We start from the raw sequence: 25,828 nt of genomic DNA, 5'->3' as shown, positions 1-25,828 counted from the left end.
GGGGTAGGGGCTGCCCCTACATGTTGTGGGTATACGCCAATCCCGCCTTCCCCAACCAATACCCATCACAGGCAAGTGCGGGCAGGAACGGCTGCAAGCGTGCCGCCACTTGTGCCGTAGGCAATACGCCATCCAGCGCATCCCGGAACGTTGCCACCACCTCAGCCATATGCTGCGCTTGCGGCGACAAACGCAACCCCGTCACTGGCATCCCCACCAGTTCGTCCAGCCGCAGCGCCAGCGTATGCACCTTGCCGGACTGGGTTTGTGTGCCGTTGATAGTGAGGAAACCTTCGCCTTCACGGGTATTCATCAACAAGCCCTCTGGGTGGTCGATACAGCGAAACTGGCAGGAATCCTTCTGCAAATTGTAATGCCGTGCGGTGAAACAGCGCGACGAAAACGCCAGTGGCAAGCGCCCGTAGGCAAACACCTCCGTTTCCATCCCCGCTGGGATAGGCATGGCAGCGAGCATGGTACGCGGCATTTCCACTGGCGGAACCCAGCGCACTGCTCCCCAACTTGCCAGCAAAGCCAGCGTGTCGGGGTTGTACACATTCAACGCCGGGCCTGCCACAAACGCCATGCCCGCTTCAAACAGCAGCCTGACAGCGCCAAACTCGTTGGCTTCCACCCGGAATGGCCCGTTATCCACGACCTTGCGCAATGCTTTGAGGTCAGACTCGGACTCGATCAGGGTCTGGGTGGAAAGTACCACTTCCTTGCCTGCTGCGGTGAGCATTTCTGCCAAGTACAGCCAGTCGTCAAGGCGCAATTCGTGGCGGCGCGAACACACGGTTTCGCCGAGGTAAACGGTATCCACCGCCCACGCCGCCGCTTGTTCATAGAAGGACAGCACCTTGTCACGGGGCCAGTAATACAGCAATGGCCCAAGAGCCAGTTTGATGGGTGATGTCATCAGTGCCTCATTTCCACGGGCGGTAATAAGCGCCGAGGGTGTGCATACTGCCCTCGGATACTTTGTCGAGTTGTGCCAGCCACGCGGCTTGCGGCTTGAAAGCGGCAGGATTGCGTTTCACTGCATCAATCGCGGCACGCCACACTTGCGTGACTTGCGCGACGTAGGCGGGGCTGCGTTGGCGGCCTTCGATTTTGATGGCGGCAATGCCAATGCGGTGCATTTCCGGCAGCATCTCTAGGGTGTTGAGGCTGGTTGGCTCTTCCAGCGCGTAATAAGTTTCGCCTTGCACTTCAAAGCGGCCTTTGCACAGCGTGGGGTAGCCTGCCTTTTCGTGGTCGGCGTAACGGTCGATCAGCACCCCGTTGAGGCGCGTTTCCATACCTTTGGGGGTCTGTTGCCAGCGCACAGCATGACCGGGGGAACATGCGCCGAACGTGTTGGGAGAGTCGCCGCACGCATACGAGGAGAGCAAACAGCGCCCTTCCACCATCACGCACAAGCCGCCGAAACCGAACAGTTCGATTTCCACATGGGTGTGTTGCACCACATTTTCCACTTGCGGTAGCGACAGCACACGCGGCACGACTGCCCGCTGGATGCCAAAATGTTCGTGGTAGAAGTTGATCGCCTCGTAATTGGTCGCCGAACCTTGCACGGAGAGGTGCAGGCGCAACTGCGGGTGGGTTTTCATCGCATACGCCATCAGACCGGGGTCAGCGAGGATGATCGCGTCCAGCCCGGCAGTGGCGGCGGTGTCCACCGCTTGCTGCCAGCGTTTGAGTGTGGTGGGTTGTGGGTAAGTGTTGAGCGCCATAAGCACCTTGCAGTTTTTGGCATGGGCATAGCGGACACCTTCGGCGAGTGCTTTGGCGTCGAAATTCAAGCCGCTGAAATTGCGGGCGTTGGTATTGTCTTTTAGCCCCAGATAAACGCCGTCCGCGCCGTGGTCTACCGCTGCCTTGAGCGCGGGCAGACTACCTGCGGGGCAGATGAGTTCGAGCAATGGTTTGGGCATAACGGATTCCTGATTGCCGAGAATGTACTTCATAACCTGCCACCTGTCTGAGCACCTTGACCCAGATCAACTAAGGCCACGTTTTCAGAAATCCCCCTTCAATTCCAGCCGCACGGTACGTGGATATTCCTCATGCCGGAAAGCCGTGGATTTTTCTTCCAGCCGCACATCCGTCAAGTTTTCGATGCCAACACCCACCTCCAGATGCTTGGCAACGGTTTTGCGTACTCCGGCATTCCACAAGGTGTAATCCGGCACATCGCTCAGGACACCCGTCGTGGGGGAAGCAATGGTTTGGTCAGCAAGGTGTTCCATCTGCAAATGGGTTTTCCAGCCATGCTTTTCCCATGCAACGCCCGTGGCAAGCGTGTGGCGTGGGCGGCGATCCAGCCGTTGACCGTCCCCGTCTTTGGCATCGAGGTATTGGTAGCTGGTGTTCAATGTCAACCCGTCCCGTATGTTTAGATCGGCTGAAACTTCTGTCCCCTGCAAGCGGGCTTCATGAGTATTGGCGTATACCCATTCTTGCACCCCACCAACCAAGGTTTTATTCAGGCGTGTATCAATCAAGTTCTTAACCTTGTTGTCGAATACGGCAGCGTTGAGGTTGAGTTTGCCGTGGGTGTAATTCGCACCCAGTTCCATCGCGTCATTGGTTTCCGGTTGCAGGTCGGGGCTACTTTTGATGATGATCTTGCCGGTCTGGAAAGCGTAACCGGGGGATACCTGTTTGATGGTCGGGGCGCGGAAGCCGTGCCCGTAGCTGGCTTTGAGGGTCAGGTTGGCGTTGACATCACGCACAACGGAGATACGCGGGCTGGTTTCGCCGCCGAAGGTTTGGTGTTCGTCCTGCCTTACCCCCAGAGTGACATGGGTACGTTTGGAAACTTCGATTTCATCTTGTACGTAGGCTGATTTGAGGCTGATGTCATCCTTGCCACCTGCCAACTTGGGATTTTCTAGGCGTTCGGTGCGGTGTTCCAAGCCAGTAGTAATGAAGTGTTTGTCGCCGATGGCAAAACGTGTATTGCCTTCCACTACGGTGTCTTGCAGGGTTTGCGGGTCGGTGGCAGTACCGGGTGCAGTGGCATGGTTGGTAATGTCTACGCTGCTTTGGTAAGCCCGCAAGGAAGAGGTGGTTTTGCCCAACGAGCCTTTCCAACCCAGTGACGTTTCTTGCCGGTCAATGTCGTAGCTGCTTTGGTAAGTAGTGTTGGTACGGGTGATGGTATTGTACCAGCGGTTTTCTTGCCCGGCGCTGTGTTCCAACGTGACGTTGTGACCGGCAGCGGGTTGCCAGTCGACACGGAGGGAAATCTGCTGTTTTTCCTTGCCTTCGATGGCGGATTGGTGTGAGTCGAGCTGGCTGGCGACAGCGGAACGGCGAGATTGTTGTCCACCGATGCTGAGTTGCAGGTTGTCGCGCACGCCGCCGCTGAGGTTGAGTTCCAAATCGTTACCGTCACCGCCTGCATCACCAGAAGCGAGGTGGCTGGTCAGTTTGGTACTACCTGATAGGGCTTGGCTGGGTTTGCGGGTGATGATATTGATTACGCCACCCAAGGCATCAGAACCGTACAGCACTGACATGGGGCCACGCACGACTTCAATGCGTTCGATTTGTTCCACTGGAATCCAGTCGTATTGGTAATCGGTGTTGGGGCCAATGACATCGTTGCTGGCGGGCAGGCGTTTGCCGTCGAGCAGCAGCAGGGTGTGTTTGCTTTCCATCCCGCGCAGGCTGATGGTTTTACGTCCGCCTGAGCCGATACCTTGCAAGGTGATGCCGGGTGTAGCACGGATGGCATCCAGTACGTTTTCAGCACCTTTTTGCCCTATTTCTTTGCGGGTGATGATGCTGACACTGCTGGGGGCTTGTTTAACGTTGGCTTCCGCGCGGGTGGCGGTCACGGTGATTTCAGCAAGAGTGTCAGGTTCTTCTGCCCATGCGCTGGAACAGATAGCGGCGATCAGGATGACCAGTAGTTTTTTGGGCATAGTCAGCATCTCCTTAGTGGACGGCATTGGGCATGTTGCCAATAAAGCAAGGAGGACGATGGAATGCCTTGACTTAGGTTAAGTGGTATCTAGTGTCTGTAGTGGAGTTGATACAGATCAACGAATACCGCGATAGGGTGGCGTTAAATAGGGTGCTTAGCTACATAAATCATAATCCGTACTTAATAATTTACCAAATAGCTGGAGACCTCAATGAAACCCATTGATATTGCTAACGCTTTACAAATCAACCGCCCTGAAACAGGTGAAATGGTGGGAGTAGGTTTGTACCGATTACTCCGTTTGGTGGCGCTGGAAGATATTTTGGGTAGTGGTGCATCCGCTGTCAGTTATTACGCAGGCAAAAAGATGGGTAAGGAGCTGCAACTTAAAAAACTCGACGATTTTCTCGCCTTGTGTGAACAACTCAAGATCGGTCAGATCAAGATTCCCACCATGACCGCTGAACTTATCCATGTGGATGTGCATGAATGCGTGACCTGTGCAGGCTTATCCCCTGTCGGGCGCATGTTGTGCCATTTTGAAGGGGGGTTGATGGCAGGAGCGGTGGAAAGCATTCTGGGTAAGCACGTACAGGCGCACGAAGTTTCCTGTATTGGTGGTTTTGGGCATGAGACATGCGGTTTTGACTTGCAGATTCACGATTGAAAGGGCTTTTCCCTTCTTGACCTGAATCAAGGTACAACGCTGCTACCTTGCTGTAGCCTAGGCACTCATGAATTCAAGCGTTTTTACCCTCGTTGACTCCTCCGAAACCCATCGTCCTGTTCCCCTGCCGGGGGACTTGGCGATGTGGATTTTTATCCTCGCTGAACTGTTGGTGTTTGCGGTGTTTTTTACCTCTTACGCCTTTGCACGTAGTGGCAATGTGGAACTGTTCAACCACTACCAGCAAACCCTTAACTGCGATATTGGGGCGGCGAATACGGTGATTTTACTGACGGGTAGCCTGTTTGTGGTGTTGGCGGTGCAAGCGATCAAAACGGGCAATAGCCTGTTATGCCGCAATTGGTTGTTGGCGAGTGTGGTGACTGGGACGTTGTTTTTGATCCTCAAAGGAGTGGAATTTGCCGACAAGTTTGCACACGGCATCAGCCTTAGCACCAATACGTTCTATATGTTTTACTTGTCATTGACATTTTTCCATTTCATGCACGTCATCATGGGCATGATTATCCTCGGTGCAGTCGCGTGGAAAGCGCATACGGGCGAGTATTCCGCCACCCAACACACGGGCGTAGAAACCGGCGCATCGTATTGGCACATGGTCGATCTGGTGTGGATTGTGCTGTTCCCGCTGGTTTACGTAATGAGGTAACAGCATGAAAGCGTATCTGGTGTGGCTTTTATTGGTGGTATTGACCTTGCTGACGTGGTGGGCAGGGCAAGCGGGTTACAGCGGACAATGGCTGGTGGTGGCGCTGCTGATTTCGGTGTTCATCAAAGGGCATTTCGTGATTGCGGATTTTATGGGTTTGCGCGGGGTGGCATTGCGCTGGCGGATGTTGGTGCATGGCTGGTTGGTGTTAGTGTTGGGTTTGATTTTTTTGGCGTATTGGCTGTGAATTCAAAGGGTATGACAATGGCTTACACTGAACCTTATTCTGTCGATTGGGATGCGTTGCCGAACGTGGCAATGCCGTTTATGAACACCGTGCATAGCGATGAGCTGGCATTGGTTACGCGCTTGCTGGCAAGCCTCAACAATGCTGCTGCACCCGCCAGCATCGACGCACAAATATCCGCATGGGTCGAACACACCCAAGTGCATTTTGCCCGCGAAGAGCATTTGATGCAGGAATATAACTTCTTTGCCGCTCCCTGCCATCAGGGTGAACACGAACAGGCGTTGCTGCAATTGTTGGGCGTACAACAGCAATGGTTACGCGAGCGTGATACTGCCGCGTTGCTGGATTACATCCAGCATTGGCGCGAATGGCTGCAACAGCACATTAGCACGATGGATTTTGTCACCGCGCAATTCCTCAGCTCGTTCAATATTCAGGTGGAATTGTAATGGCGCTCATCATGCCCCACTACCAAGAGCAAGGGCAGGAAGTGACGCTGTTTGAACACGCTTTCCGCCGCCAGTTGCCTGTCTTGCTCAAAGGCCCCACGGGCTGCGGCAAAACCCGCTTCGTCGAACACATGGCAGCCAAGCTCGGCAGACCGTTGTACACCGTTGCCTGCCACGACGATTTGAGCGCGGCGGATTTGGTTGGGCGGCATTTGATCGGCGATGGTGAAACCTACTGGAACGACGGCCCCTTAACCCGTGCCGTGCGCGAAGGTGCAATCTGCTATCTGGATGAAGTGGTGGAAGCCCGCAAAGATACCACTGTAATCTTGCACCCACTTTCCGACAACCGCCGCATCCTGCCCATCGAACGTACCGGGGAAACCTTGCACGCGCTGCCCGAATTCATGCTGGTGGTGTCTTACAACCCCGGCTACCAGAATTTGCTCAAGGGTATGAAGCCATCCACCCGCCAGCGTTTTGTAGCACTGCGTTTCGATTACCCCAAGCCGGAGCTGGAAGCCCGCATTGTGGCACAAGAAACCTGCGTAGATGACAAGCTGGCAACACAACTGGTGGCACTAGCGAATGCCTTACGGGTATTGAAAGAACACGATCTGGAAGAATCTGCCTCCACCCGTTTGCTGGTCTACACCGCCACCTTGATACAGGATGGTTTCGAGCCACTAGCCGCCTGCCGTGCCGCACTGGTCGAACCACTGACCGATGACTCCGAAACGGTAGAAGCCTTGATGGAAGTGGTCAAAACGTTTTTCGCTTAAAGTGTAAAAGGGTAACGATGGAAGAATGGGTCGGCAAAGTTTGGCACAAATGGGTGACACATAGTGTCAACTATGACTACCCGCAAGCGCGGGTCAATTTAGATGAAATGCGCAAAACCCTCGGCATTGTGTTACGCGCCTTGAGCGGCGATGCCAGTTTGCAAATCCGCCAAAGCGTGGATGTTGCCAGCGATGCACCACGCAGCCTGATGCAACGCATTGCCGGAACAGGGCTGAAAACCAGCGCAGCATGGCGTGATGCTGATAGCTTGAACCTGCCCGACAGCATCGCCATTTTCCCGCAACGCGAACTCAACCGCGAAATGTACTTATGGCTGACAGTATTGGGGAGCGAAGAGGGATCTTCCGTAGCGGCGTATGGCATACGTGCTTCTTCACAATCCCACCACCAACGTCTGCTTTCTGCATGGCGAAGCCTGCATCCCGAAGCCACCGAATTACCCCTGAACCTGATTCCGCCACCCAACAACCCACCATCCACTATCCCCGTTTCTTTGGCATCTCCCCCTCCTGAAGCATTCCCTGACAGCAAACCCACGGCGACCAGCAGCAAACGCCAACGCGCCGAACGCACTGACATGCCCGATGGTAAAAGCGGCTTGCTGATGTTCCGCCTCGAAAGCCTGTTTTCGTGGACAGAATACACCCCTGTTGACCGCACCACTGACAATGACGACAACGATGATGCCGCCCGCGCCGCCGAAGACATGGATGTGATCACCGTAGCGCGTGACCGCAAAGCCAGTTCCCAGAAAATCAAACTCGATCTGGATTTGCCCAACGCCGAATACGACGACATCCCGCAAGGCGAAGGCATCCCGTTGCCCGAATGGGATTACCGCAAGCAACGCCTGCTCTCCAACCATTGCCGCCTGCAAGTGATGCTGCCCAGAGGTGCAGAAGCACTCGCCCTGCCCACCCATTTGCAAGCCTCTGCCCACAAACTGCGTCGCCGCTTTGAAGCTCTGCAACCCCGCCGCGAATGGCGTAACCACCAGCAAGACGGTGCAGAACTCGATACTGACAGTTACATTCTGCACCTGACCGAACGCCAGCGCGGAAAAGTCGATATGCCGATGGTCTACCGCGATTGCCGTGAACACGGTCGCGATTTATCCTGCCTGTTGCTGGCAGATTTTTCCATGTCTACCGATAGCTGGGTGAGCAATACTTCACGGGTGGTGGATGTGGTGCGTGATGCACTGATCCTGTTTGCTGAGAGCCTGAGTGCCACCCGTGACCGTTTCGCCCTGTACGGATTTTCCTCGCTCAATCGCCAAAACGTGCGCTTTTACCAGTTGAAAAAGTTTACGGAACGTTACGACGCGCAGGTACGCGGGCGCATCATGGCGACTCAACCGGGCTATTACACCCGCATGGGTGCAGCTATCCGCCACGCTACACAATTACTGGAAGCCGAGCCGTCGCAACAAAAACTGCTATTGCTACTAACCGATGGTAAACCGAATGACCTCGATATTTACGAAGGCCGTTACGGGTTGGAAGATACCCGTATGGCGTTGCAGGAAGCGCGACGCAAGGGCTTGAAGCCGTTTTGTGTCACCATCGACGATAAAGCAGAAGATTACTTGCCGCGATTGTTTGGGAAAAATGGCTGGGTGCTGCTAAAAAAGGCAAAGAAACTGCCACAGAAACTGCCGCAGTTGTATGCCTTACTGACAGGGCGATAGGAATGGGGCTTGTGTTACGCATTTGTTCGCCATATTATGTTAGCAAGTACTCACTAACATAACCCCAATGGAATACCATGCTATGAATGCTGCTACCGCATCCCTACGCCAACCAGCCGAAGCTCGCCAAGCCGAAATGGTGCAAGCAGTGCTGGCACTCGCTGCACAACAAGAACCCGCCAGCATCACTACCACCGACATAGCAAAAGCCATCGGCCTCAGCCAAGGTGCAGTATTTCGCCATTTCCCCAGCAAACAGGCGATTTGGCTGAATGTGGCGCAATGGCTGGAGGCAACCCTGCTACCCCTAATCCAAACTGCTGCCACTTCTTCACCCGACCCGCTGGAAAGCCTCGGCAATATCTTCCGCGCCCACCTGCAATTTGTGCAGGAAAACCCCGGTGTACCGCGTTTCATCTTCCACGAATTGCAGCAACCCGCCGATTCTCCGGTTAAGCAGCAAGTGGCGGGGATGTTGCAAGGTTACAGCGGCATCCTGATCCGGGTGCTGCAACAGGCGAAAGCGCAGGGACAGGTCTTACCGGAACTGGATGAACGCAGTGCTGCCACCCTGTTCATTGGCTCAATCCAAGGGTTGGTGATGCAATCCATGTTGGCGGGTTTTCCTGCCCTACAGCCGCTGATTGCCGGGGTATTGGCGCTGTATCTGCGGGCTATTTGCAAGGACATGAGCGAATGAAAATACCGTCTTTAAAAAAGCTATTGCTTCCGCTGATTGTGCTGCTGATATTGGGTGGGTTCGGCTGGGTTGTCACCCAACAAGGGCCGCTGGCTCCGGTGCAAGTCACTGTTGCCCCTGTCGTCCGCCAAGCGATAGCCGCCAGCGTGTTTGGCATTGGCACGGTGGAAGCGCGTTACAGCTACCGCATTGGCCCCACTGCCGCCGGGCGTATTAAGCAAGTGTTGGTCGATGTCGGCGACAGCGTGCAGGCAGGGCAAACCTTGGCTGTTATGGAGGGCGTTGATCTCGATGCCCGCATTCAGGCCGCAGGCTTGGCTGCTGAACGTGCCACTGCCAGCATTGCGACGGCGGTTGCCACCCTCAAGTTGACGCAAACTGAAAATCGGCGAACCACGAGCTTGGCTGCCCGTGCATTGGTTAGCCAAAGCAGTGCGGATACCAGCCAGCAGCAAGCCGCCATTGCCCTAGCCGCGCTGGATGTAGCCAAAAAAGAACAGCAACGCCTGCAAGCCGAACAAAAAGCCTTGCGCCAGCAACAAGCCAACCTCACCCTGACTGCGCCTGTGGCAGGCATGATCACCACCCGCGATGCTGAGTCTGGCACAACGCTGGTGGCGGGCCAGCCTGTCCTCACCCTTGCCGACCCGCAAAGTTACTGGGTAAAAGCCCGTATTGACCAAAGTCAGGCGCTCGGTTTGCAGGTAGGGCAGGTCGCCAGCATTACCTTGCGTTCTGCCCCGCAACAAGTACTCACAGGCAAGCTGACACGGATCGAACCAGTCAGCGACAGCATTACCGAAGAACGCCTTGTGGGCATTGCTTTTACCCCGGTTCCTGCGTCGTTATCTTCCGGCGAACTGGCAGAAGTCACCCTGCAAACCGGGCAAAAGTCTGATGCACTGGTAATCCCCAATGCCGCCATCCAGCAGCATGACGGGCAAACCGGGGTGTGGAAACTCAATGGTGACAGCACCTTGCAATTTACTCCCATCCAAACCGGCATCCAGTCACTCGACGGTCAGGTGGAAATTCTCAGCGGCTTGCAGGCTGATGACAACATTGTGGTGTATACCAGCAAAGCCCTCAGCGCTGCCAGCAAAATCAAAGTGGTGCAGCAATTGGCTGGAGTCAAGCCATGATCAGCCTCGCCGCCCGCGACATTGCGCATTCGTGGTCGAAATACGTGTTCACCGGCGTTGGATTGGGTCTGCTGATCGGGGTCACGTTCTCGATGGCGGGCATTTATCGCGGCATGGTGGATGATGCACAAGTGTTATTGCGCAACAGCCATGCCGATGTGTGGGTGGTGCAAAAAGACACCCAAGGCCCTTATGCCGAATCGTCCAGCCTGCCCGATGATATATACCGGGGTGTGCTGGGAATGCCCGGCGTGGAACAGGCTGCCAACGTCACCTATTTCACCATGCAGGTGCAGCATCGGGGCAAGGATACCCGCGTGATGGTGGTCGGCTTTGAACCGGGGCAACCGGGCGCACCACCGTCGCTGATTGCAGGTCGCCATGTCACCCGTTCGCATTACGAAGCGGTGGCGGACGTAAAAGCGGGTTTCAAGCTGGGTGAAAAAATCCGCATCCGCCGCAACGATTACACCATTGTGGGCTTAAGCCAGCGCACGGTATCGACGGGTGGCGATCCAATGGTGTTCATCCCGCTGGCCGATGCACAAGCAGCACAATTCCAGAAAGACAACGATGCGATTGTCAGCGGGCGCGAACGTACCGCCGCGAATCCCGCTTTCAACCGTCCCAACGTACCGGGCTTGCTGGAAGCGGTGCAAGCTAGCCAGACCACCAGCCACAATGTCAATGCCGTGCTGGTGCGGGTACGCCCCGGCTGGGATGCGACGCAAGTGGCCGCCGACATCCAGCGCTGGAAACACTTGCAAGCCTACACCTACGCCGACATGGAAGAGATTGCTGTCCAAAAGCTGATCGCCACCTCCGCCAAGCAGATTGGTCTGTTCCTCGTCATTCTCACTATTGTCAGTACCGCGATTGTGTCCTTCATCATCTACACCATGACACTGGGGAAAATCCGTGAAATTGCCGTCCTCAAGCTGATCGGCACACGCAACAGCACGATTGCGTGGATGATTTTGCAGGAATCCATCGGTCTGGGACTGGTCGGTTTCATTATCGGCAAAACCGTGGCGACCCTGTGGGTACCTGTCTTCCCCAAGTATGTGTTGCTGCTGCCGCTGGATGCGGTGCTGGGGTTGTTGGTGATTGTGCTGGTGTGTACCGTGGCGAGTGTGATGGCAATCCGTGCGGCGTTGAAAGTAGACCCCGCCGAAGCGATTGGAGGCTAATGAAAAGTGGAAGATATCCCGTTAATTTTTTAATGTATTTTCAAAGGATAGCTTATGAAATCTTGTAAATTAAGTTGGAGTCTGGTCGCGATTCTATGTTTGGTGGTGGCAGTGTTTGCTTACAAATTTACGGCAGGTGAGGTGCAACCCTCTACTGATGGGCGACAAGAGGTCAAGCTAACCAAGGATGAACGTAATGCCTTATTGCTCGAAATGCGTAAGTGGTTACAAAGCTCACAGGCGATACTGGCAGCCACATCAAAACAAGACTTTGTGCTGGTAGCTAATGCGGCAAAAGCTTCTGGCATGGCGGCTGAAGCTGATACGCCCGGTTCACTCTTTAGAAAAATTCCCCTTGAGATGAAAAAGCTGGGGTTTGATACACGCCAAAAATTCGATGAAATAGCGGCTGATGCCGAGACGCTGAAGGACGCTCAGCACACCATGACACAACTAAGCACCGCGATGAATAATTGCATTGCTTGTCATGCTATTTATCGCTTTGCTGAAAACGTAGAGTAGTGGAAATCTGAAATGAATAAACATCAAATTATCATTATTGTCGGCGTGTTGGCGCTCGGTATTGTGGGCGGCATAGCTGAATGGACACATTTACACGAAGGCGAGGCCCACATGCACGAAGCCGATGCTCATGAAGCCCACGGCGCTGTCAGCATGGAGTTAAACGCAGGTAAACGCTGGGAAACAGACGAACCGTTACGGCTGGGAATGCAGCGTATCCGAGATGCCGCTGCTCAACAACAAGGGGTAGCCTTGGCGAGCACCACCAAGGAGCAGGTGAGTTACCTGATAGCCAACTGCAAACTCGACTCCAAAGCGGACGCGGCCTTGCATGGCATCATTGGCCAGTTATTGACGGGAGCGGACATGCTCAGCAAAAACCCCGAATCCTCTGAAGGTATGGAGAAAATAAGGCACGCCTTGCATCAGTACCCCGATTATTTTAACCATCCCGGTTGGCAACGATGATCGACACCCGCGCTAACAACACCCCTGCGATTGAATTGCGCGGCCTGTGCAAGCGTTATGGTAGCGGCGATACGGCAGTGGACGCGCTCAAAGGCGTGGACATGCGTATTGCCCCCGGTGAAGTGGTCGGTTTGGTCGGCCCCAGCGGTTCGGGCAAAAGCACCCTGCTGAAAAGTTTGGGTGCGGTGATTGACCCGACGGCGGGGCAGATGTTTCTGGGGGGTGAAGCCATTTTCGATGGGGTATGGAAGGTAAAAGATTTACGCACCTTGCGCCGTGACCGGATTGGCTTTGTGTTTCAGGCTCCGTACCTGATTCCATTTCTGGATGTGACCGACAATGTGGCGCTGTTGCCGATGCTGGCGGGCAAGTCCAACCGCGAAGCCCGTCGCCGGGCGCTGGAATTGCTGGAAGCCCTGGATATGGGGCATCGTGCCAAAGCCAACCCGTCACAGCTTTCTGGCGGTGAACAGCAGCGCGTGTCAATAGCCCGCGCCTTGGCGAATAACCCGCCGATTATTCTTGCCGATGAACCCACAGCCCCGCTGGATAGCGAACGTGCCTTGGGGGTAATGGGTATCCTCAATGCAATGGCGCAACAGCACCAGACCGCCATTATCGTGGTGACGCACGATGAAAAGATCATCCCCCTGTTCAAGCGGATTTACCACATCCGCGACGGCAAAACGTATGAGGAAAGCGTGGGATAAATACCCTATCAATTTGATCAACTTCAATGCTGTATGCTATCAGTTAGTTGAAGATACACATTCCATTTTTTGTAAAAAGGAAAGACTTGATGAGAGACGTATTCAAACGCATTGGTGGCAAAGCCGCTGTTGACGCTGCTGTAGACCGTTTTTACGAATACATGCTGACGGATGAGCGTGTAAAACACTTTTTCGCTAATATCAACATGGAAAAACAACGCCAGCACCAGAAGGATTTCATCGGCTTCGCTTTGGGTGCAGAAGATGGTTATGCGGGTAAGGACATGCGTTCTGCCCACCAACACATGGTGGATCATATGGGGCTTGCCGATGTGCATTTCGATGCCACACTGGAAAACTTAGTAAAAGCCTTGCGCGATTTAAATGTTCCTGAAAACATTATCGCGGAAGCCGGTGCAATCGTGGAAAGTACCCGTACCGACGTGCTATGTCGGTAAATTGAACAGGGCGCGGGTGGTGCTATGCCATCCGTGCCAACAAAACACGCGCAGCTACCATTCAGGGATTTGCCGTTGGTTGGCAAGCCTGCAATGAGAAATGCTTTACCCCGAGCTTTGCCAGTGATTCTGCCAAACGCTCAATGTCATCTCTCCCCAGCAGCGCAGGGTCAACTGTCGTTCTTATTTCATAATCTACATGCCTAGCAGCCAGCAACAAATCTAAGCTCTCTTCAGCTTTGAAACCGCTGCCTGCCAAGCCCGTTACTTTTTTGTAGGCATCGAAAGGTGCTTTGATGTCCAGCCCCACCCAATCCACATAGGGCAACACTTTCGCCAAGCGTGCAGGCATGATCCCCGCTGTGTGCAGAGCAACCTTAAATCCCAACGCCTTCACTTCACGTATCGCTTCCAGCAAACGGGGTTGTAACAATGGCTCGCCGCCGCTGAACACCACCCCATCCAAAAACCCAACCCGTTCCCGCAAAAAACGCATTACTTCTGCCCATTCCAGCTTGCTGGATACATCAGTGCGCAGCAGGTGCGGGTTATGGCAGTAGCGGCAATGCCACGGGCAGCCCTGACAAAACAACACGGCTGCCAAATGCCCAGGAAAGTCGATGCTGGTCAGCGGAACCATCCCGCCTAATTTCAACACGGGCGTTTTCCTTCCAACCGTGGGGCGGGTTCTACAAAAGGAAGGCGTTCGGCATGTTCGCTTTGCTTGCCGGGGTTGAAAGAGCTGACCGGGCGGTGGTAGCCCATGACCCGTGTCCACACTTCGCAACGCTGGCGTTCACTGTTTTCCAACCTGACTGGTTGCGGGTTTACTCGATGGTGCATAAGGATTCCTGTTGTTTTTGGCGTAATAATTCGTCATCACAGCGCGGGCAAAACTCGTGTTCCCCGGCGAGATAACCGTGCTTGGGGCAGATGGAAAAGGTGGGGGTAATAGTTATGTATGGTAGGCGAAAACGTCCCAGACTACGGCGCACCAATTGCTTGCACGCTGCCACACTGGAAATACGTTCCTGCATGTACAGATGCAGCACCGTGCCGCCGTTGTACAGCGTTTGCAAACCGTCTTGCAGGCTCAGTGCCACGAATGGGTCATCAGTGTAACCCACTGGCAACTGGGTGGAATTGGTGTAGTATGGGCGTTCCGGCGTACCCGCCTGCAAAATGTCGGGGAAGCGTTTGCGGTCTTCCTTGGCAAAACGGTAAGTCGTGCCTTCCGCCGGGGTAGCCTCCAGATTGTACAGATGTCCAGTTTCCGCCTGAAACTCACGCAAGCGGCGGCGAATGCGACGTAACAAACGCACCGCCAAGGCTTGCCCATCTGCTTCGGCGATGTGGGCAGTATCCCCGCTGAAGTTGCGGATCATCTCATTCACTCCGTTCACGCCGATGGTGGAGAAATGGTTACGCAATGTCCCCAGATAACGTTTGGTATAGGGGTAAAGCCCCTGATCCATGTGCTGTTGGATCACCTTGCGCTTAATCTCAAGGCTGTCGCGCCCCAGTTCCAGCAAGGTATCCAGCCGCGCAAACAGCCCCGCCTTGTCACCCCGATACACATAGCCAAGACGGGCGCAGTTAATGGTAAATACCCCCAGCGAGCCAGTCTGTTCCGCCGAACCGAACAGGCCATTGCCACGCCGTTCCAGTTGGCGCAGGTCAAGTTGCAAGCGGCAACACATCGAGCGCACCATGCCCGGTTCCAACCCTGATTTGAGGAAGTTCCGGGTGACGGCAAACCGTATTTTGCCGTCACCCGGAACAGCAGGTCGGTGTCAGGATCATCCCACGGGAAATCGCGGGTAATGTTGTAGGTGGGGATGGGAAAGGTAAACACCCGCCCACACGCATCACCTTCTTCCATGATTTCGAGGAAAGCGCGGTTGATCATGCCCATTTCCGCTTGGCAGTCGCCGTAGGTGAACGGCATTTCTTCCCCAGCAATCGCCGGGATTTGGGTTTTCAGGTCATCCGGGCAAGTCCAGTCGAAGGTCAAATTCGTGAAAGGTGTCTGCGACCCCCAGCGCGAGGGGAAATTCAGGTTGAAAATGAACGACTGCATCAGTTGCCGCACATACCCGTAGTCCAGCGCATCCTTGCGGATGTAGGGAGCAAGATAGGTATCGAAGGAACTGAACGCCTGTGCGCCCGCCCATTCGTTCTGCAATGTGCCGAGGAAATTCACCGCCTGCCACAAGGCGCTGTCCAGATGTTTGGGTGCTTTGGCATCGGTACGCCCCGGCACACCATTGAAGCCTTCGTGCAACAGGGTACGCAATGACCAGCCCGCGCAATACCCCCCCAGCATGTCGAGGTCGTGGATATGCACATCGCCCTCACGGTGCGCCTGCCCAATCTCCGGTGGGTACACATGATCAAGCCAGTAATTGGCAATCATTTTCCCGGCCGTGTTCAGGATCAGCCCGCCCACGGAATAACCCTGATTGGCGTTGGCATTCACCCGCCAGTCACGCTGTTGCAGGTAACTGTCGATGGTGTCGGCAACCTCCACGCAGCTCATGCCAGCCACTCCCGGATACTTGTGCCTGCAATCCTGTCCATATAGCGGGCGCGGTACAGCAGGCGGCGGTGGTTTTCAGTGTCCGTAAAGCCGCTGCGGTCGTGCAGCACGTTATTGCTGACCAGCCCCATGCCCGGTTCGAGCTTGCCCCGGAAAATGTAGCTGGAGCCGCATTCCAGCCAGTCACTCAGGGCGGCAAGTGCTTGGCGGGTCAGTGAGTCATCCTTCCACACCACATTGCGCCCACGGATGGTGTAGCGCATGTGCAAATCCCCTGTCAGCGGGTCAACGGCAAACACAGGCCCGACATTTTCCGCACGGGCAACCGTATCGCCGTCAGTACGGGCAGGGATGGTCATCACGTCCGACTGCATCAGGGCGCGGATGTAATCCGGGTTCTGGTCACGCAGGCGCAGGTAGGCAATTTCGTGATCCAGCAAGCGGTTTTCCCCACCCTCCGGCGCACTACGCACACAATGCAGCAGCAGGCCGTGGATTTGTTGCTCTGGCAGGTTGTAATAGCCATCGGTGTGCCACTGGATCAGACGGTTGCTGTAGGGGATGTAATGTTCACGCTCCCCGCTATCCGCCGCAGCAACGGTCAGGGAAGTCAGCCCGTCATCATCCGCCAACCAGTTATGGTCGAGGTGCTGTAAACCAAATTGTTGTGCCATCCTGTGCGGAATGGAGCGGTCGGGATCATCCCCGGTCTTGCCCGCATAAATCACCATATTGGCTTTGCGGCAACGTGTCAGCATCGCTTGATGCTCGGCATCACTTAGGTTGCGCGGGTCACGGACTTCCACGATCAGGTCTTCCAGATACACAGGGTAGTGTTGCAGCTTTTGCTCACGCCAGCGTTGGTACAGAGCATCATTGTCGGGCAGGAAAGGGCTATACATCGTTAGTGATACCTCGTTTTGAGTACTACATGTAGTATTTTAGTTTAAGAAAAACACTATATGTAGGTTTCAAGCGAGTAACCTTGACTTAAGTCAATGCGGTGAAGACTAAGAAAATTACACTAGGCATACACCAAGCAAGGAGGCAAGCCACTCCTGTTGCCGGACAACGTTACACCTTTAACCCCCAGAGTTGAGTCAATGTGAACCACGTATTTAATTTTAGTGCTGGCCCCGCTATGTTGCCGCAACCCGTCCTCGAACAAGCGCAACGTGAAATGCTCAACTGGCAAGGCACGGGAATGTCTGTCATGGAAATGAGCCATCGGGGAGCGGAATTTATGTCCATCGCCGCCCAAGCAGAAGCGGACTTGCGTGACATTATGGGTATCCCACCGAATTATAAGGTGCTGTTTTTGCAAGGTGGTGCCAGCAGCCAATTTGCCATGATTCCGATGAATTTATTGCGTGGCAAACGTACTGCTGATTATGTTGAAACGGGGGATTGGTCATCCAAAGCCATCCACGAAGCGAACAAATACTGCAACGCCAATGTAGTTACTTCCACGAAAGCCAGTAGCTACACCCGTATTCCGGCATTCACTAGCTGGAATCGTAACCCCCATGCTGCCTACCTTCACTACACCCCGAACGAAACGATCCGGGGCGTTGAGTTCCCCTTTGTGCCAGAAACTGGCGATGTACCACTGGTGGCGGATATGTCTTCCAGCATCCTGTCGCGCCCAGTCAATATTAGTCAGTTCGGGCTGATTTATGCTGGCGCACAGAAAAACATCGGCCCAGCAGGCTTGGTCGTGGTTATCGTCCGTGATGATCTTCTCGATAACAGCGTCAGTGGCACGCCAAGCTTGTACGATTACCAAATACTTGCTGATAACCAATCCATGTATAACACCCCACCCACCTATGCGTGGTATTTATCCGGTCTGGTTTTCCAATGGATTAAGCAGCAAGGTGGGGTGGCAAGCCTCGCGGCTACTAATGCGCGTAAAGCCCAGAAATTATACGCAACCATTGATGCATCTCACGGTTTCTATCAAAACCCAGTTGAACCGCCGTACCGTTCCCGGATGAGTGTGCCATTCATGCTGGCTGATAAGCATCATGAAAACCTGTTTTTAGCGGAAGCTTTGGAATCAGGACTTGCTAACCTGCAAGGGCACCGTTTTCTGGGTGGAATGCGTGCCAGCATCTACAACGCCATGCCTGAAGCAGGCGTAGATGCGTTGGTGGATTTTATGCAAGATTTCATGCCACGGTATGGCTAATCAATGAACCTTGCCAAACACCTCAACACTTTCGGGCAATACCTGCTGCACCGCCACGGCGAGCGGGTGCATAAACTCGCCCTCAATGCCAGCTTCACCTGCCCCAACCGCGATGGCAGCATTGGGCGTGGCGGTTGCACTTTTTGCAATAACGCTTCCTTTAACCCACAAGGTAGGCAACCGCCCAGCATTAGCCAACAAATTGCCGCAGGGCGGGCGGTATTGGCAAAACGTACTGGCGCGAAAAAATTTATTGCCTATTTTCAAGCATACACCAACACCTATGCCACGCTGGCGGTGCTAAAGCCGCTGTACGATCAAGCCTTGGCAGAACCCGACGTGATTGGCTTGAGCATCGGCACACGCCCGGATTGCGTCCCCAATGCGGTACTGGATTTACTCGCCAGCTACCGCGACCAAGGCTATGAGGTATGGCTGGAACTGGGATTGCAATCCAGCTTCGACCGCACCTTGCGCCGCGTTAACCGGGGGCATGGCTTCGCCGCCTACGTGGATGCGGTGCGCCGCGCCCATGCCCGCCAGTTGCCGGTGTGTACCCACCTGATTGCCGGATTACCCGGTGAAGGTGCTTCCCACAGTCACGTAACTCTGCAACGGATACTGGATTTGGGCGTGGAAGGCTTGAAATTACACCCGTTACACGTCGTCAAAGGCACGCAATTAGCAAATGAATGGCGGTGCAATGAATACCAACCTCTGACATTGGATGAATACGTGGAACTTGCCGTCACCCTGATCCGCAAAACGCCACCGGACGTTACCTTTCACCGTGTAACCGCCACCGCTTCATCTGACATCCTGCTTGCGCCACAATGGTGCAGCAAAAAGTGGTTGGTACTGAACAAAATTGCCGAACAATTGGGAGCTTAAACCGTGCTGACAATTACCCTTGATGAAAACATCCCCCACGCTGCGGAAGCCTTCGATACGCTGGGACAAACCCGACTGGTAGCGGGACGGGTCATGCACAATGCCGATTTGCAGGAGACTGATATACTGGTAGTCCGTTCCGTCACCAAGGTGAATGCGCAACTGCTAGCAGGTACGCCGGTGCGTTTTGTTGCCACCGCCACGGCGGGCTTTGACCACATTGACCTCGACTACCTGCGCGGACAGGGCATCGGCTTTGCGCGTGCGCCTGGTTGCAATGCGGTATCGGCGGCGGAATATGTGCTTACTGCCCTTAGCCACTGGGCATTGCTGCGGGACAAACCGTTGCAGGGGCGCAGCATTGGCATTATCGGGCATGGCAATGTTGGCTCACGGGTCAGGCAATTGTGTGAAGCACAAGGTATGTGTTGCGTGGTCAATGACCCGCCCCTACAAACGCCAGGGTACAGCGATTTGTATTCACTGGAAGCGGCTCTTGCCTGCGATATTGTCACCTTCCACGTCCCTTTTACCCACGCTGGTGAACACCCGACCTTCCGGCTGCTAGATGCGGCACGGATTGCCCGCTTGCGCCCCGGCACGTTACTGCTGAACACGGCACGCGGCGGGGTGGTGGATGAAAGCACCTTGCTGGCACGCTTACAAACCCGTGCTGATTTGGATGTGGTGTTGGATACGTGGGAAAATGAACCCGCCATCAACTTGGAAATGCTCCAACATACCCTACTCGGCACGCCGCATATTGCCGGTTACAGTCTGGATGGCAAAATCCGTGGCACGGAAATGGTCTACCGAGCTTGCTGCGAATTCTTGCAAGTAGCACCGCGTTGGGAATCCCCGCTTGCCCCGGTGGAACGGCGTGACAGCCTCCACACCTACGACATCCGCTCTGATGACGGGCGGCTGAAAGCACTGCTGCATGACAAGACGCTGGATACTGCCCGCTATTTCGACCAGTTGCGCAAGACCTATCCGGTAAGGCGGGAATACAGTGGCTTATCCTAAAGCCCACTGGCTGGCTGGTCTGCTGCTAAGTGCCACCCTCATGGCTGACGGCAATGCGGGCGGCACACTAGCGGGCGGACGCTCCATTGAACTTATTGGCAGCCAAACCGATGCCGTCCATATCTGGAAAGGCAATGCCCTCGTCACCAACCTGAATATTCTGGATAAGCGGGTTTACACGGTAGCCCATCGGGATGCCATTCAGTTGATCCCGCCCCGGACGATTGACAAGAGCCGCCGCTCAATGGCGGGTGTTCAGGGGGAGGACTGGGTGGTTTGCGACCAGATGAGCGGGGCAATTCTGGAGAATGTCACGGTTCACGGTTGCGCCATCCGTTCCCGTGCCAGCCCTTTGCAAGGTATTTTCGGGGCGGATGGGCTGTTTGCTAATCTCAGGTTGGTCGGTAACCGCATCCAGACGGCTGGGGAACATTTCATTGTCATTAATGGCTTGCTGAGCGGTGAAATATCGGGCAATACCTTGCAGGCTGTGGATGGCAAAGTTCCGGTCATCCACCTCTATCCCGCCCGCATCGGCGGCAATCTGGCGGAAGAAGGCATGGTCTATATCCTTGATTTTGCCGCTGAGGGGGCTGGAAAACCACGCTTGCAATACGGCAAGCTGGCGCTTGGCAATAACCGTTTGCTGGGCATACCTGGCAAGCAGACGGCGGATATTGTGGATGACCGTTTCGGTATCCCGGCACAACACCAGTTAGTCAGCGTTGGGCTAAAACGTTTTAGGTACTACGCCTTCATGGACAGGTTCAGCAATCTGACCTTTGGTGAATACCGACGGCAAAACGGCGGTAGGGATTTTGCCCAGCTAAAGGTATGGTTGGAACAGCGGGTAGCAGAATACAGTAGCAGCAAACGCATCGTGGCTGACACTCTTCCCAGCATCCCCGCCCAAGATGAGCGCCGCACCCATGTCCTTCCCATCCTGCGCAAAGCTCTGAGCAAGGCCATCAACAGCCATGCGCTGGATCACGTCAGCCTGTCTAATTTCCCGGAAACCCCGGTGCGTACTTTTGCCGCCAAGCAGCTTGCTATCCAGTATGGTGAGGTTCAGCCCCTTGAAGTACCCGACAACCTACAAAGAGGGCGATGCAGGCAGGCTGTCCTCAAATATTTGCTGTCCGCAGACCAGTTTGTCAGATTTACTCATAAATAAACTCTATTGTACTGGATCTCCGCCCGGACGGCGTAACATCGGGTTCATCCCAACAAAGATACCAAAAGTCCCACAGGAAACTCTGCATTAGCCTGAATTCACAAGGTCTGTAAGCATTTTTTAGCCTTCAGCATACTGTTAAAGTTTTTCCGGCAAGCATGGCGATTTCCTGAGTATAAGCGGGGGTCATGCTTTAGATGAGTTGAAAGAACTCCCGATTGATGAACTCCCCGATGACTTTATCGTGCATTTCTGCTGACTTTGAGAAGCAGATGGTTTTGCGCTGAAGGCGTTTGATCCGGGTACGGAAGTTGAGGTTCTGGCGTTCAATGCTTTGGGTGAACTGCTTGGTGACTAGGTGTTTGTCCTCTGGCAACAGCCGATCATAGGCTCCCCAATTATCCGTGCAAAACAGACGGAAGGTGAAACCTTTGAGCCTCTCCAGTAAGGTCTTGAACGTTTCATCAGCCCGCGAGCCAAAAGCATAAGCAAATATCCGTTTGAAATGCGGCGACCACGCATACCATAACCAGCGTTGTTGCGATTTCTTACCGACATAAGACCACTGCTCATCCATTTCGCAGACCCATTCTAGCCCGATTGTGTCGCTGACGGCATTGAACGGGATCGGTGAGACGGTCGGTGGGGCGAGTTTTTTAAGTGGGCAATGACCGTGGTGACGCTGATCCCCAGCACACGTCCGGTATCACGTACCCCAGAACCGTTGAGAGCCATATCCACAATCTTGTCAGCAACACCAAGCTTATTGGCTTCGTACAGGTAGTCCAGTTGGAAGCAGTGCTGGCAGTCACGGCAGCGATAGCGTTGAAGACCACTGCGTGCTTTGCCATGTCGTAGACCAACTCACTTTGACAGGATGGACATTTCACCAGAATGCTTGCCATCGGTTACGACCTCATCAAGACAAAAAGCCCATACTACTTCAAACCAGGTTCCAACTCATCTAAAGCACGACCGCGTTGTATTACCTAGGGGCAGTGGCGGGGGTGGGGGGTATCGTTGCGCCCGTTGGTCAAGCACAAGCAGACGCTGGCAGAGTTGCCTGCGCCAGCTACCCACTGACAGCTTATAGTGCCTGCCACACCACACGGTCAAAGCCCAAGGCGATCACGGCAATGCAATGCAACCGCTGCGGTTCTTGGTATTTTTCCGCCAATACTGAGCGGTAGTGCTGCAATTGTTGCAAGGCTGCGTTCAGGGCAGCTTGCACAGCAGGCAGTTGTGCCAGACTCTCACGGGATTGTTCGCGCACTTGTTCGCCTGTTAGTTTCAGATCGCTCAACGACAGGTATTTGAATTCCAGCACAATGTCTTTCAGGGTAGGGTACTGGCGCATACTGGGGCGGATGACCAGCACCAGATCGGCATAACGGCGTTGCAGGGCGGTTTCCGAATCAACCACGTAGTAAATGTCGTTGAATAGCAGGGTCAGGAATGCGGTTTTGATGGTGAGTTCGTTACTCCACGCATAATCACGGTTGTTGAATGCGGCGAAATATTTTTGCTCCAGATAATCCGCCAAAGGTTGCAGGTCGGCGGATTGGTAGAACTTTTCTGCCATATTCGCAACCGCAATGCGGTCTTTGGGGGCTGGTAGAATGCGCTGGCGCAATTCGTCCACGTACAAGGCACGGGTGACAAGATTGGGGATGCCCAGCGTCAGTTTGCCTAAAATATCGGTGTCAACAATGGTCAGTACGCCGAAGTAATACAACAGCGACAGCAGGTAACGTTCATCCTGTTGCAGGTCAGCGAGTTTTTCCACGCCGAAACGGGTTTCGAGGATGTCGAGGGTGATGGTGTTTTCTTCATCGAGAATACGTTCCACCACACCCGTGCCACTGGGTTGGGTGGCGAGGTAACGGATACGGGCGGCGTCCATCATCAGGTTGCCGTCGAGCATTTGGCGCGGGGCTTTGCATTCATCCTGATAGTGACGCAGGAAATAAAAACACAGGATGGGATTGTATAACAGCGGCTTGTCCAGTTGGTCACAGAAACGGTAGCCGTTGTAAAACTGTTTCAAGGTTTGCAGCAAGCCGTCGCGTTGATTTTCATCCTGTTTGCAGTGCTGCAAAACACCTGTTACCAGCCCGCCCAGTTCCAATTGGGTAATACCACACAGGGCGTTGAAACGTGGCATGAGGGAAATATCGGTGGCTACATTATAGCCGCTGGTCATATCCGCCAGTACCAGTGGCGATACACCCGTAATAAACACGCGCCCGATTTTGCCTTCAGCGGCACTGCCCTTGATGATCTTGAATAACGATTTGAGGATACCTTCACCTTCCAGCAAATCCTGATAGCGGCGGCTGTTGTGCGGGTCACGCACCAATACTTCGTTGGCGAAGTTATCGTATTCGTCAATCAGCAGGTAAAGCTGCTGCCCGCTCAGATGTACGCTATTCAGCACCGCCATGAAGGTAGCCAATGCATCTTCACGGATGTTCACCGGAGAAGTTAGATGATCTCGGTAGGTTTCAATGAATCCTTCAAACTCCTGATTCAACACTTCGAATAAACTGCTTCTAATGTCATCAATGCTGCCTTGCGCCGATACTTTGGAAAAATCCCAGCGCAGGATCAGGTAACGGTTATGCTCTGGGGTTGGGTTACGCCCGACTTCCAGCCCGCTAAACAAGGTATCGAATTGGTCAGCGGTCTTGATGTCGTAATAATTCGCAAGTGTGGATAGCAGCAGGGATTTGCCAAAACGGCGCGGGCGCAGGAACACCAGTTGCTTGCCTGCTTCTTCCAGCAGGGGAATATGCTGAGTACGGTCAAGGTATAAATAGCCTTCAGTGCGGATGGCGTGAAAATTACTGATGCCGTAAGGAAAGCGAATCATGCTAACAAATCCTAGAATGTTGATGCCTTCAGAATAGCACAACGGGTGAGGGGGGCTGTTCGTGATTAGCCATTGCAACCATCACGCGACGGCTTCACCCAGAAAATTGTTAAGAAATGGGTCTATCTGCATAAAGGTACCAAGGAAACTCTGCATTAGCCTGAATTCACAAGGTCTGTAAGGAACTGTCCCGAAATAACTTCCCGAAATCAGGGAAACTGAGGGACAGCAGAGTAGTTCCATTTTGGCAGGAAATCATCGAACTGGATGGTCATGTTCTCCTTGAACGCTTGGGCATACTTACGCCCGGTTTCAAAGGCTTTGCTGATGATGCGGACAACGACCTTCATGCCAGTGGTGGTTTCAGTTTTTGCCATGTAGTGTTTGGCTGTTTCGACAGTTTCCAACGGCACACCCCGGCAGGCACGGGTCACATGGGGGAACAGGCGGTGTTCAATCGGGTTGTATTTGGAGCAATAGGGCGGGTAGTGGGCGATGCGTATTTTCAGGTTCAGGTTGTCCGCCAATGCCTGCAAGTCTTGCTTGAACAGGTACGCAGAGGAACTGTTGCTGCCACCACCGTCACATAGGATCAATAGCCCGTCAGCTTCGGGGTAGTTAGGTTTTCCTTGCTCGCGCCACCATAAGCCAAGGCTTTCGCAGGCAAACTCCGTGGTGTCGTGGCTGGTGTTCAGGTGCAGTGCCGCTTCGTTGCGGGCAAGGTCGTAGATGCCGTGGGGGATCACTTGCCCATTGCCATAGCTGGGGAAGTCATGGTCATTGACCTCCGTGGGTTCGACGGCATCCGTCACCCCTTCACGGTAAAAGTTGCCCAGCAGTTCCTTCTTTTTGGTGTCAATGCTGATCACGGGTTTGCCTGCTTGCAGGTAGGTTTGTTTGAGTTGGGCAATCTTTTCAAACTGGGCATTTCGGTCGGCGTGTTGCCCCAGGGTGCGTTTCTTTTGGGGCTTGCGGCGACGATAACCGTGTTCCCGCAACAGGCGCGACACCACGTTTTTCCCTGCCGATGTACCCAATGCCTGCACGCGCTGGGCAATCTGTCGACGTGACAGGTTCGTCCATTTCACCGCCTCACGCATCGGGTCGCCTGTAAAACTTGGCAGAAATGTTCCCCCAATTGCGGGAGCATGTCGTTCAACCGTTTGCGTCCGCCCCTTTTTTTCGATGCCCTACGGTGGACAAGCCGTCCTCTGACTCCAACTCCGTTAATCCGTGGCGGATGGTCTTGGGGTCACAGCCTAATAACCGGGAAATGTAGTCCTGCCCCCCGTGCCCAAGCCGGACGGCTTCCACCGCAGCGTAACGGCGGCGGTCACGTTCATTGAGGGACTGGTAGAAACGCTGCATTTGTTTTTCTACGGCTGATGGGTAAACATCCACTGGCTCATCCTTGGTGCTGATTGGCATTGCGGGGAGCTATCTTCCCCCATTCGCTGTTGGCAGAAAAGAGGGAAGTT

General features: G+C 54.2%; 26 protein-coding genes and 2 pseudogenes. 17 read left to right on the top strand and 11 right to left on the bottom strand.

The window, feature by feature from the left end; all coding sequences use genetic code 11:
- Window positions 1–16: 16 nt before the first annotated feature.
- Genes ubiV through J1836_RS00780 form a run of 3 tightly spaced genes read right to left on the bottom strand, consistent with a single transcriptional unit; the run spans window position 17 to window position 3,935 of the window.
- Complete coding sequence (gene ubiV, locus J1836_RS00790; protein ID WP_207249245.1) at window positions 17–907, bottom strand: ubiquinone anaerobic biosynthesis protein UbiV; 891 nt, start codon at window positions 905–907, stop codon at window positions 17–19.
- Between the two features lie 19 nt (window positions 908–926).
- Window positions 927–1,970: a ubiquinone anaerobic biosynthesis protein UbiU gene (gene ubiU, locus J1836_RS00785; protein ID WP_372447651.1), complete on the bottom strand. Its 1,044-nt coding sequence runs from the start codon at window positions 1,968–1,970 to the stop codon at window positions 927–929.
- A gap of 51 nt (window positions 1,971–2,021) precedes the next feature.
- The gene (locus J1836_RS00780) at window positions 2,022–3,935 is read right to left on the bottom strand and encodes a TonB-dependent receptor plug domain-containing protein (RefSeq protein WP_207249113.1); all 1,914 of its coding nucleotides are present in this window, start codon (window positions 3,933–3,935) and stop codon (window positions 2,022–2,024) included.
- 213 nt (window positions 3,936–4,148) lie between these two features.
- Between J1836_RS00780 and J1836_RS00775 the strand changes: the two genes are divergently transcribed.
- From J1836_RS00775 to J1836_RS00715, 13 genes are all read left to right on the top strand, one after another.
- Window positions 4,149–4,604, top strand: coding sequence for a DUF2507 domain-containing protein (locus tag J1836_RS00775; RefSeq protein WP_207249112.1), 456 nt, complete (start codon window positions 4,149–4,151; stop codon window positions 4,602–4,604).
- A 67-nt stretch (window positions 4,605–4,671) separates the two neighbouring features.
- Entirely contained in the window at window positions 4,672–5,274 is a 603-nt protein-coding gene (locus tag J1836_RS00770) for a cytochrome c oxidase subunit 3 family protein (protein ID WP_207249111.1), read from the top strand.
- Window positions 5,275–5,278: 4 nt separating this feature from the next.
- Complete coding sequence (locus J1836_RS00765; RefSeq protein ID WP_207249110.1) at window positions 5,279–5,521, top strand: cytochrome C oxidase subunit IV family protein; 243 nt, start codon at window positions 5,279–5,281, stop codon at window positions 5,519–5,521.
- Between the two features lie 17 nt (window positions 5,522–5,538).
- On the top strand, window positions 5,539–5,973 hold the full coding sequence (locus tag J1836_RS00760; RefSeq protein WP_207249109.1) for a bacteriohemerythrin: 435 nt from the start codon (window positions 5,539–5,541) through the stop codon (window positions 5,971–5,973).
- Between the two features lie 11 nt (window positions 5,974–5,984).
- Complete coding sequence (locus tag J1836_RS00755) at window positions 5,985–6,755, top strand: CbbQ/NirQ/NorQ/GpvN family protein (protein ID WP_242632648.1); 771 nt, start codon at window positions 5,985–5,987, stop codon at window positions 6,753–6,755.
- Between the two features lie 17 nt (window positions 6,756–6,772).
- Window positions 6,773–8,467 carry a nitric oxide reductase activation protein NorD gene (locus tag J1836_RS00750; RefSeq protein ID WP_207249107.1) on the top strand — a complete coding sequence of 565 codons (1,695 nt, stop codon included), beginning with the start codon at window positions 6,773–6,775 and terminating at the stop codon, window positions 8,465–8,467.
- A gap of 67 nt (window positions 8,468–8,534) precedes the next feature.
- Entirely contained in the window at window positions 8,535–9,167 is a 633-nt protein-coding gene (locus J1836_RS00745) for a TetR/AcrR family transcriptional regulator (RefSeq protein WP_207249106.1), read from the top strand.
- A complete protein-coding gene (locus tag J1836_RS00740) occupies window positions 9,164–10,309 on the top strand; it encodes an efflux RND transporter periplasmic adaptor subunit (RefSeq protein WP_207249105.1) in 1,146 nt (381 codons plus the stop codon). Before J1836_RS00745 ends, J1836_RS00740 begins: the two co-directional genes overlap by 4 nt.
- Window positions 10,306–11,499: an ABC transporter permease gene (locus tag J1836_RS00735; RefSeq protein WP_207249104.1), complete on the top strand. Its 1,194-nt coding sequence runs from the start codon at window positions 10,306–10,308 to the stop codon at window positions 11,497–11,499. Before J1836_RS00740 ends, J1836_RS00735 begins: the two co-directional genes overlap by 4 nt.
- A gap of 54 nt (window positions 11,500–11,553) precedes the next feature.
- On the top strand, window positions 11,554–12,021 hold the full coding sequence (locus J1836_RS00730) for a hypothetical protein (protein WP_207249103.1): 468 nt from the start codon (window positions 11,554–11,556) through the stop codon (window positions 12,019–12,021).
- Window positions 12,022–12,033: 12 nt separating this feature from the next.
- Window positions 12,034–12,489 carry a hypothetical protein gene (locus J1836_RS00725; protein WP_207249102.1) on the top strand — a complete coding sequence of 152 codons (456 nt, stop codon included), beginning with the start codon at window positions 12,034–12,036 and terminating at the stop codon, window positions 12,487–12,489.
- Window positions 12,486–13,199 carry an ABC transporter ATP-binding protein gene (locus J1836_RS00720; RefSeq protein ID WP_207249101.1) on the top strand — a complete coding sequence of 238 codons (714 nt, stop codon included), beginning with the start codon at window positions 12,486–12,488 and terminating at the stop codon, window positions 13,197–13,199. The genes J1836_RS00725 and J1836_RS00720 overlap by 4 nt, the downstream gene beginning before the upstream one ends.
- Before the next feature lie 89 nt (window positions 13,200–13,288).
- Complete coding sequence (locus tag J1836_RS00715) at window positions 13,289–13,657, top strand: group I truncated hemoglobin (RefSeq protein WP_207249100.1); 369 nt, start codon at window positions 13,289–13,291, stop codon at window positions 13,655–13,657.
- 61 nt (window positions 13,658–13,718) lie between these two features.
- Here J1836_RS00715 and J1836_RS00710 read toward each other — a convergent pair whose 3' ends face one another.
- The 4 genes and pseudogenes from J1836_RS00710 to J1836_RS00695 form a co-directional block, all read right to left on the bottom strand.
- Window positions 13,719–14,315, bottom strand: a complete 597-nt coding sequence (locus J1836_RS00710; RefSeq protein WP_242632647.1) for an anaerobic ribonucleoside-triphosphate reductase activating protein — start codon at window positions 14,313–14,315, stop codon at window positions 13,719–13,721.
- Window positions 14,309–14,500 carry an anaerobic ribonucleoside-triphosphate reductase gene (gene nrdD, locus J1836_RS00705; RefSeq protein WP_207249099.1) on the bottom strand — a complete coding sequence of 64 codons (192 nt, stop codon included), beginning with the start codon at window positions 14,498–14,500 and terminating at the stop codon, window positions 14,309–14,311. The genes J1836_RS00710 and nrdD overlap by 7 nt, the downstream gene beginning before the upstream one ends.
- Window positions 14,485–16,196: pseudogene (locus J1836_RS00700) on the bottom strand (ribonucleoside triphosphate reductase). The gene nrdD and the pseudogene J1836_RS00700 overlap by 16 nt, the downstream one beginning before the upstream one ends.
- The gene (locus tag J1836_RS00695) at window positions 16,193–17,098 is read right to left on the bottom strand and encodes a TauD/TfdA family dioxygenase (RefSeq protein WP_207249098.1); all 906 of its coding nucleotides are present in this window, start codon (window positions 17,096–17,098) and stop codon (window positions 16,193–16,195) included. The pseudogene J1836_RS00700 and the gene J1836_RS00695 overlap by 4 nt, the downstream one beginning before the upstream one ends.
- A 203-nt stretch (window positions 17,099–17,301) precedes the next feature.
- Here J1836_RS00695 and serC point away from each other — a divergent pair, with 203 nt between their 5' ends.
- The 4 genes from serC to J1836_RS00675 are packed head-to-tail and all read left to right on the top strand — an operon-like array spanning window position 17,302 to window position 21,478.
- On the top strand, window positions 17,302–18,387 hold the full coding sequence (gene serC, locus J1836_RS00690; protein WP_207249097.1) for a 3-phosphoserine/phosphohydroxythreonine transaminase: 1,086 nt from the start codon (window positions 17,302–17,304) through the stop codon (window positions 18,385–18,387).
- A 3-nt stretch (window positions 18,388–18,390) separates the two neighbouring features.
- Window positions 18,391–19,278: a tRNA modification radical SAM protein MnmL/YtqA gene (gene mnmL, locus J1836_RS00685; protein WP_207249096.1), complete on the top strand. Its 888-nt coding sequence runs from the start codon at window positions 18,391–18,393 to the stop codon at window positions 19,276–19,278.
- A 3-nt stretch (window positions 19,279–19,281) separates the two neighbouring features.
- The gene (locus J1836_RS00680) at window positions 19,282–20,304 is read left to right on the top strand and encodes a 4-phosphoerythronate dehydrogenase (RefSeq protein ID WP_207249229.1); all 1,023 of its coding nucleotides are present in this window, start codon (window positions 19,282–19,284) and stop codon (window positions 20,302–20,304) included.
- Complete coding sequence (locus J1836_RS00675) at window positions 20,291–21,478, top strand: hypothetical protein (RefSeq protein ID WP_207249228.1); 1,188 nt, start codon at window positions 20,291–20,293, stop codon at window positions 21,476–21,478. The genes J1836_RS00680 and J1836_RS00675 overlap by 14 nt, the downstream gene beginning before the upstream one ends.
- Before the next feature lie 193 nt (window positions 21,479–21,671).
- Here the strand turns inward: J1836_RS00675 and J1836_RS00670 are convergent.
- From J1836_RS00670 to J1836_RS21345, 4 genes and pseudogenes are all read right to left on the bottom strand, one after another.
- Window positions 21,672–22,383: pseudogene (locus J1836_RS00670) on the bottom strand (IS1 family transposase).
- A gap of 182 nt (window positions 22,384–22,565) precedes the next feature.
- Window positions 22,566–24,350 (bottom strand): AAA family ATPase, encoded by a 1,785-nt coding sequence (locus J1836_RS00665; RefSeq protein WP_207249227.1) that lies wholly within the window; start codon window positions 24,348–24,350, stop codon window positions 22,566–22,568.
- A 209-nt stretch (window positions 24,351–24,559) separates the two neighbouring features.
- A complete protein-coding gene (locus J1836_RS00660; RefSeq protein ID WP_242632662.1) occupies window positions 24,560–25,450 on the bottom strand; it encodes an ISAzo13 family transposase in 891 nt (296 codons plus the stop codon).
- Between the two features lie 55 nt (window positions 25,451–25,505).
- Window positions 25,506–25,778, bottom strand: coding sequence for a hypothetical protein (locus J1836_RS21345; RefSeq protein ID WP_242632661.1), 273 nt, complete (start codon window positions 25,776–25,778; stop codon window positions 25,506–25,508).
- Window positions 25,779–25,828 lie beyond the last annotated feature (50 nt).

Source organism: Thiothrix fructosivorans, assembly GCF_017349355.1.
Taxonomy (GTDB): Bacteria; Pseudomonadota; Gammaproteobacteria; order Thiotrichales; family Thiotrichaceae; genus Thiothrix; species Thiothrix fructosivorans.
This window is presented reverse-complemented; position numbering and strand designations above follow the sequence as displayed.

Coding starts and splice junctions, on each gene's coding strand:
- J1836_RS00735 (WP_207249104.1), top strand. CDS start 10,306: ATGATCAGCCTCGCCGCCCGCGACATTGCGCATTCGTGGTCGAAATAC.
- ubiU (WP_372447651.1), bottom strand. CDS start 1,970: ATGAAGTACATTCTCGGCAATCAGGAATCCGTTATGCCCAAACCATTG.
- J1836_RS00760 (WP_207249109.1), top strand. CDS start 5,539: ATGGCTTACACTGAACCTTATTCTGTCGATTGGGATGCGTTGCCGAAC.
- J1836_RS00780 (WP_207249113.1), bottom strand. CDS start 3,935: ATGCCCAAAAAACTACTGGTCATCCTGATCGCCGCTATCTGTTCCAGC.
- nrdD (WP_207249099.1), bottom strand. CDS start 14,500: ATGCACCATCGAGTAAACCCGCAACCAGTCAGGTTGGAAAACAGTGAA.
- J1836_RS00715 (WP_207249100.1), top strand. CDS start 13,289: ATGAGAGACGTATTCAAACGCATTGGTGGCAAAGCCGCTGTTGACGCT.
- J1836_RS00660 (WP_242632662.1), bottom strand. CDS start 25,450: ATGCGTGAGGCGGTGAAATGGACGAACCTGTCACGTCGACAGATTGCC.
- J1836_RS00720 (WP_207249101.1), top strand. CDS start 12,486: ATGATCGACACCCGCGCTAACAACACCCCTGCGATTGAATTGCGCGGC.
- J1836_RS00695 (WP_207249098.1), bottom strand. CDS start 17,098: ATGTATAGCCCTTTCCTGCCCGACAATGATGCTCTGTACCAACGCTGG.
- J1836_RS00770 (WP_207249111.1), top strand. CDS start 4,672: ATGAATTCAAGCGTTTTTACCCTCGTTGACTCCTCCGAAACCCATCGT.
- J1836_RS00740 (WP_207249105.1), top strand. CDS start 9,164: ATGAAAATACCGTCTTTAAAAAAGCTATTGCTTCCGCTGATTGTGCTG.
- J1836_RS00765 (WP_207249110.1), top strand. CDS start 5,279: ATGAAAGCGTATCTGGTGTGGCTTTTATTGGTGGTATTGACCTTGCTG.
- J1836_RS00755 (WP_242632648.1), top strand. CDS start 5,985: ATGCCCCACTACCAAGAGCAAGGGCAGGAAGTGACGCTGTTTGAACAC.
- J1836_RS00665 (WP_207249227.1), bottom strand. CDS start 24,350: ATGATTCGCTTTCCTTACGGCATCAGTAATTTTCACGCCATCCGCACT.
- J1836_RS00725 (WP_207249102.1), top strand. CDS start 12,034: ATGAATAAACATCAAATTATCATTATTGTCGGCGTGTTGGCGCTCGGT.
- J1836_RS21345 (WP_242632661.1), bottom strand. CDS start 25,778: ATGCCAATCAGCACCAAGGATGAGCCAGTGGATGTTTACCCATCAGCC.
- J1836_RS00745 (WP_207249106.1), top strand. CDS start 8,535: ATGGAATACCATGCTATGAATGCTGCTACCGCATCCCTACGCCAACCA.
- J1836_RS00730 (WP_207249103.1), top strand. CDS start 11,554: ATGAAATCTTGTAAATTAAGTTGGAGTCTGGTCGCGATTCTATGTTTG.
- mnmL (WP_207249096.1), top strand. CDS start 18,391: ATGAACCTTGCCAAACACCTCAACACTTTCGGGCAATACCTGCTGCAC.
- J1836_RS00750 (WP_207249107.1), top strand. CDS start 6,773: ATGGAAGAATGGGTCGGCAAAGTTTGGCACAAATGGGTGACACATAGT.
- J1836_RS00775 (WP_207249112.1), top strand. CDS start 4,149: ATGAAACCCATTGATATTGCTAACGCTTTACAAATCAACCGCCCTGAA.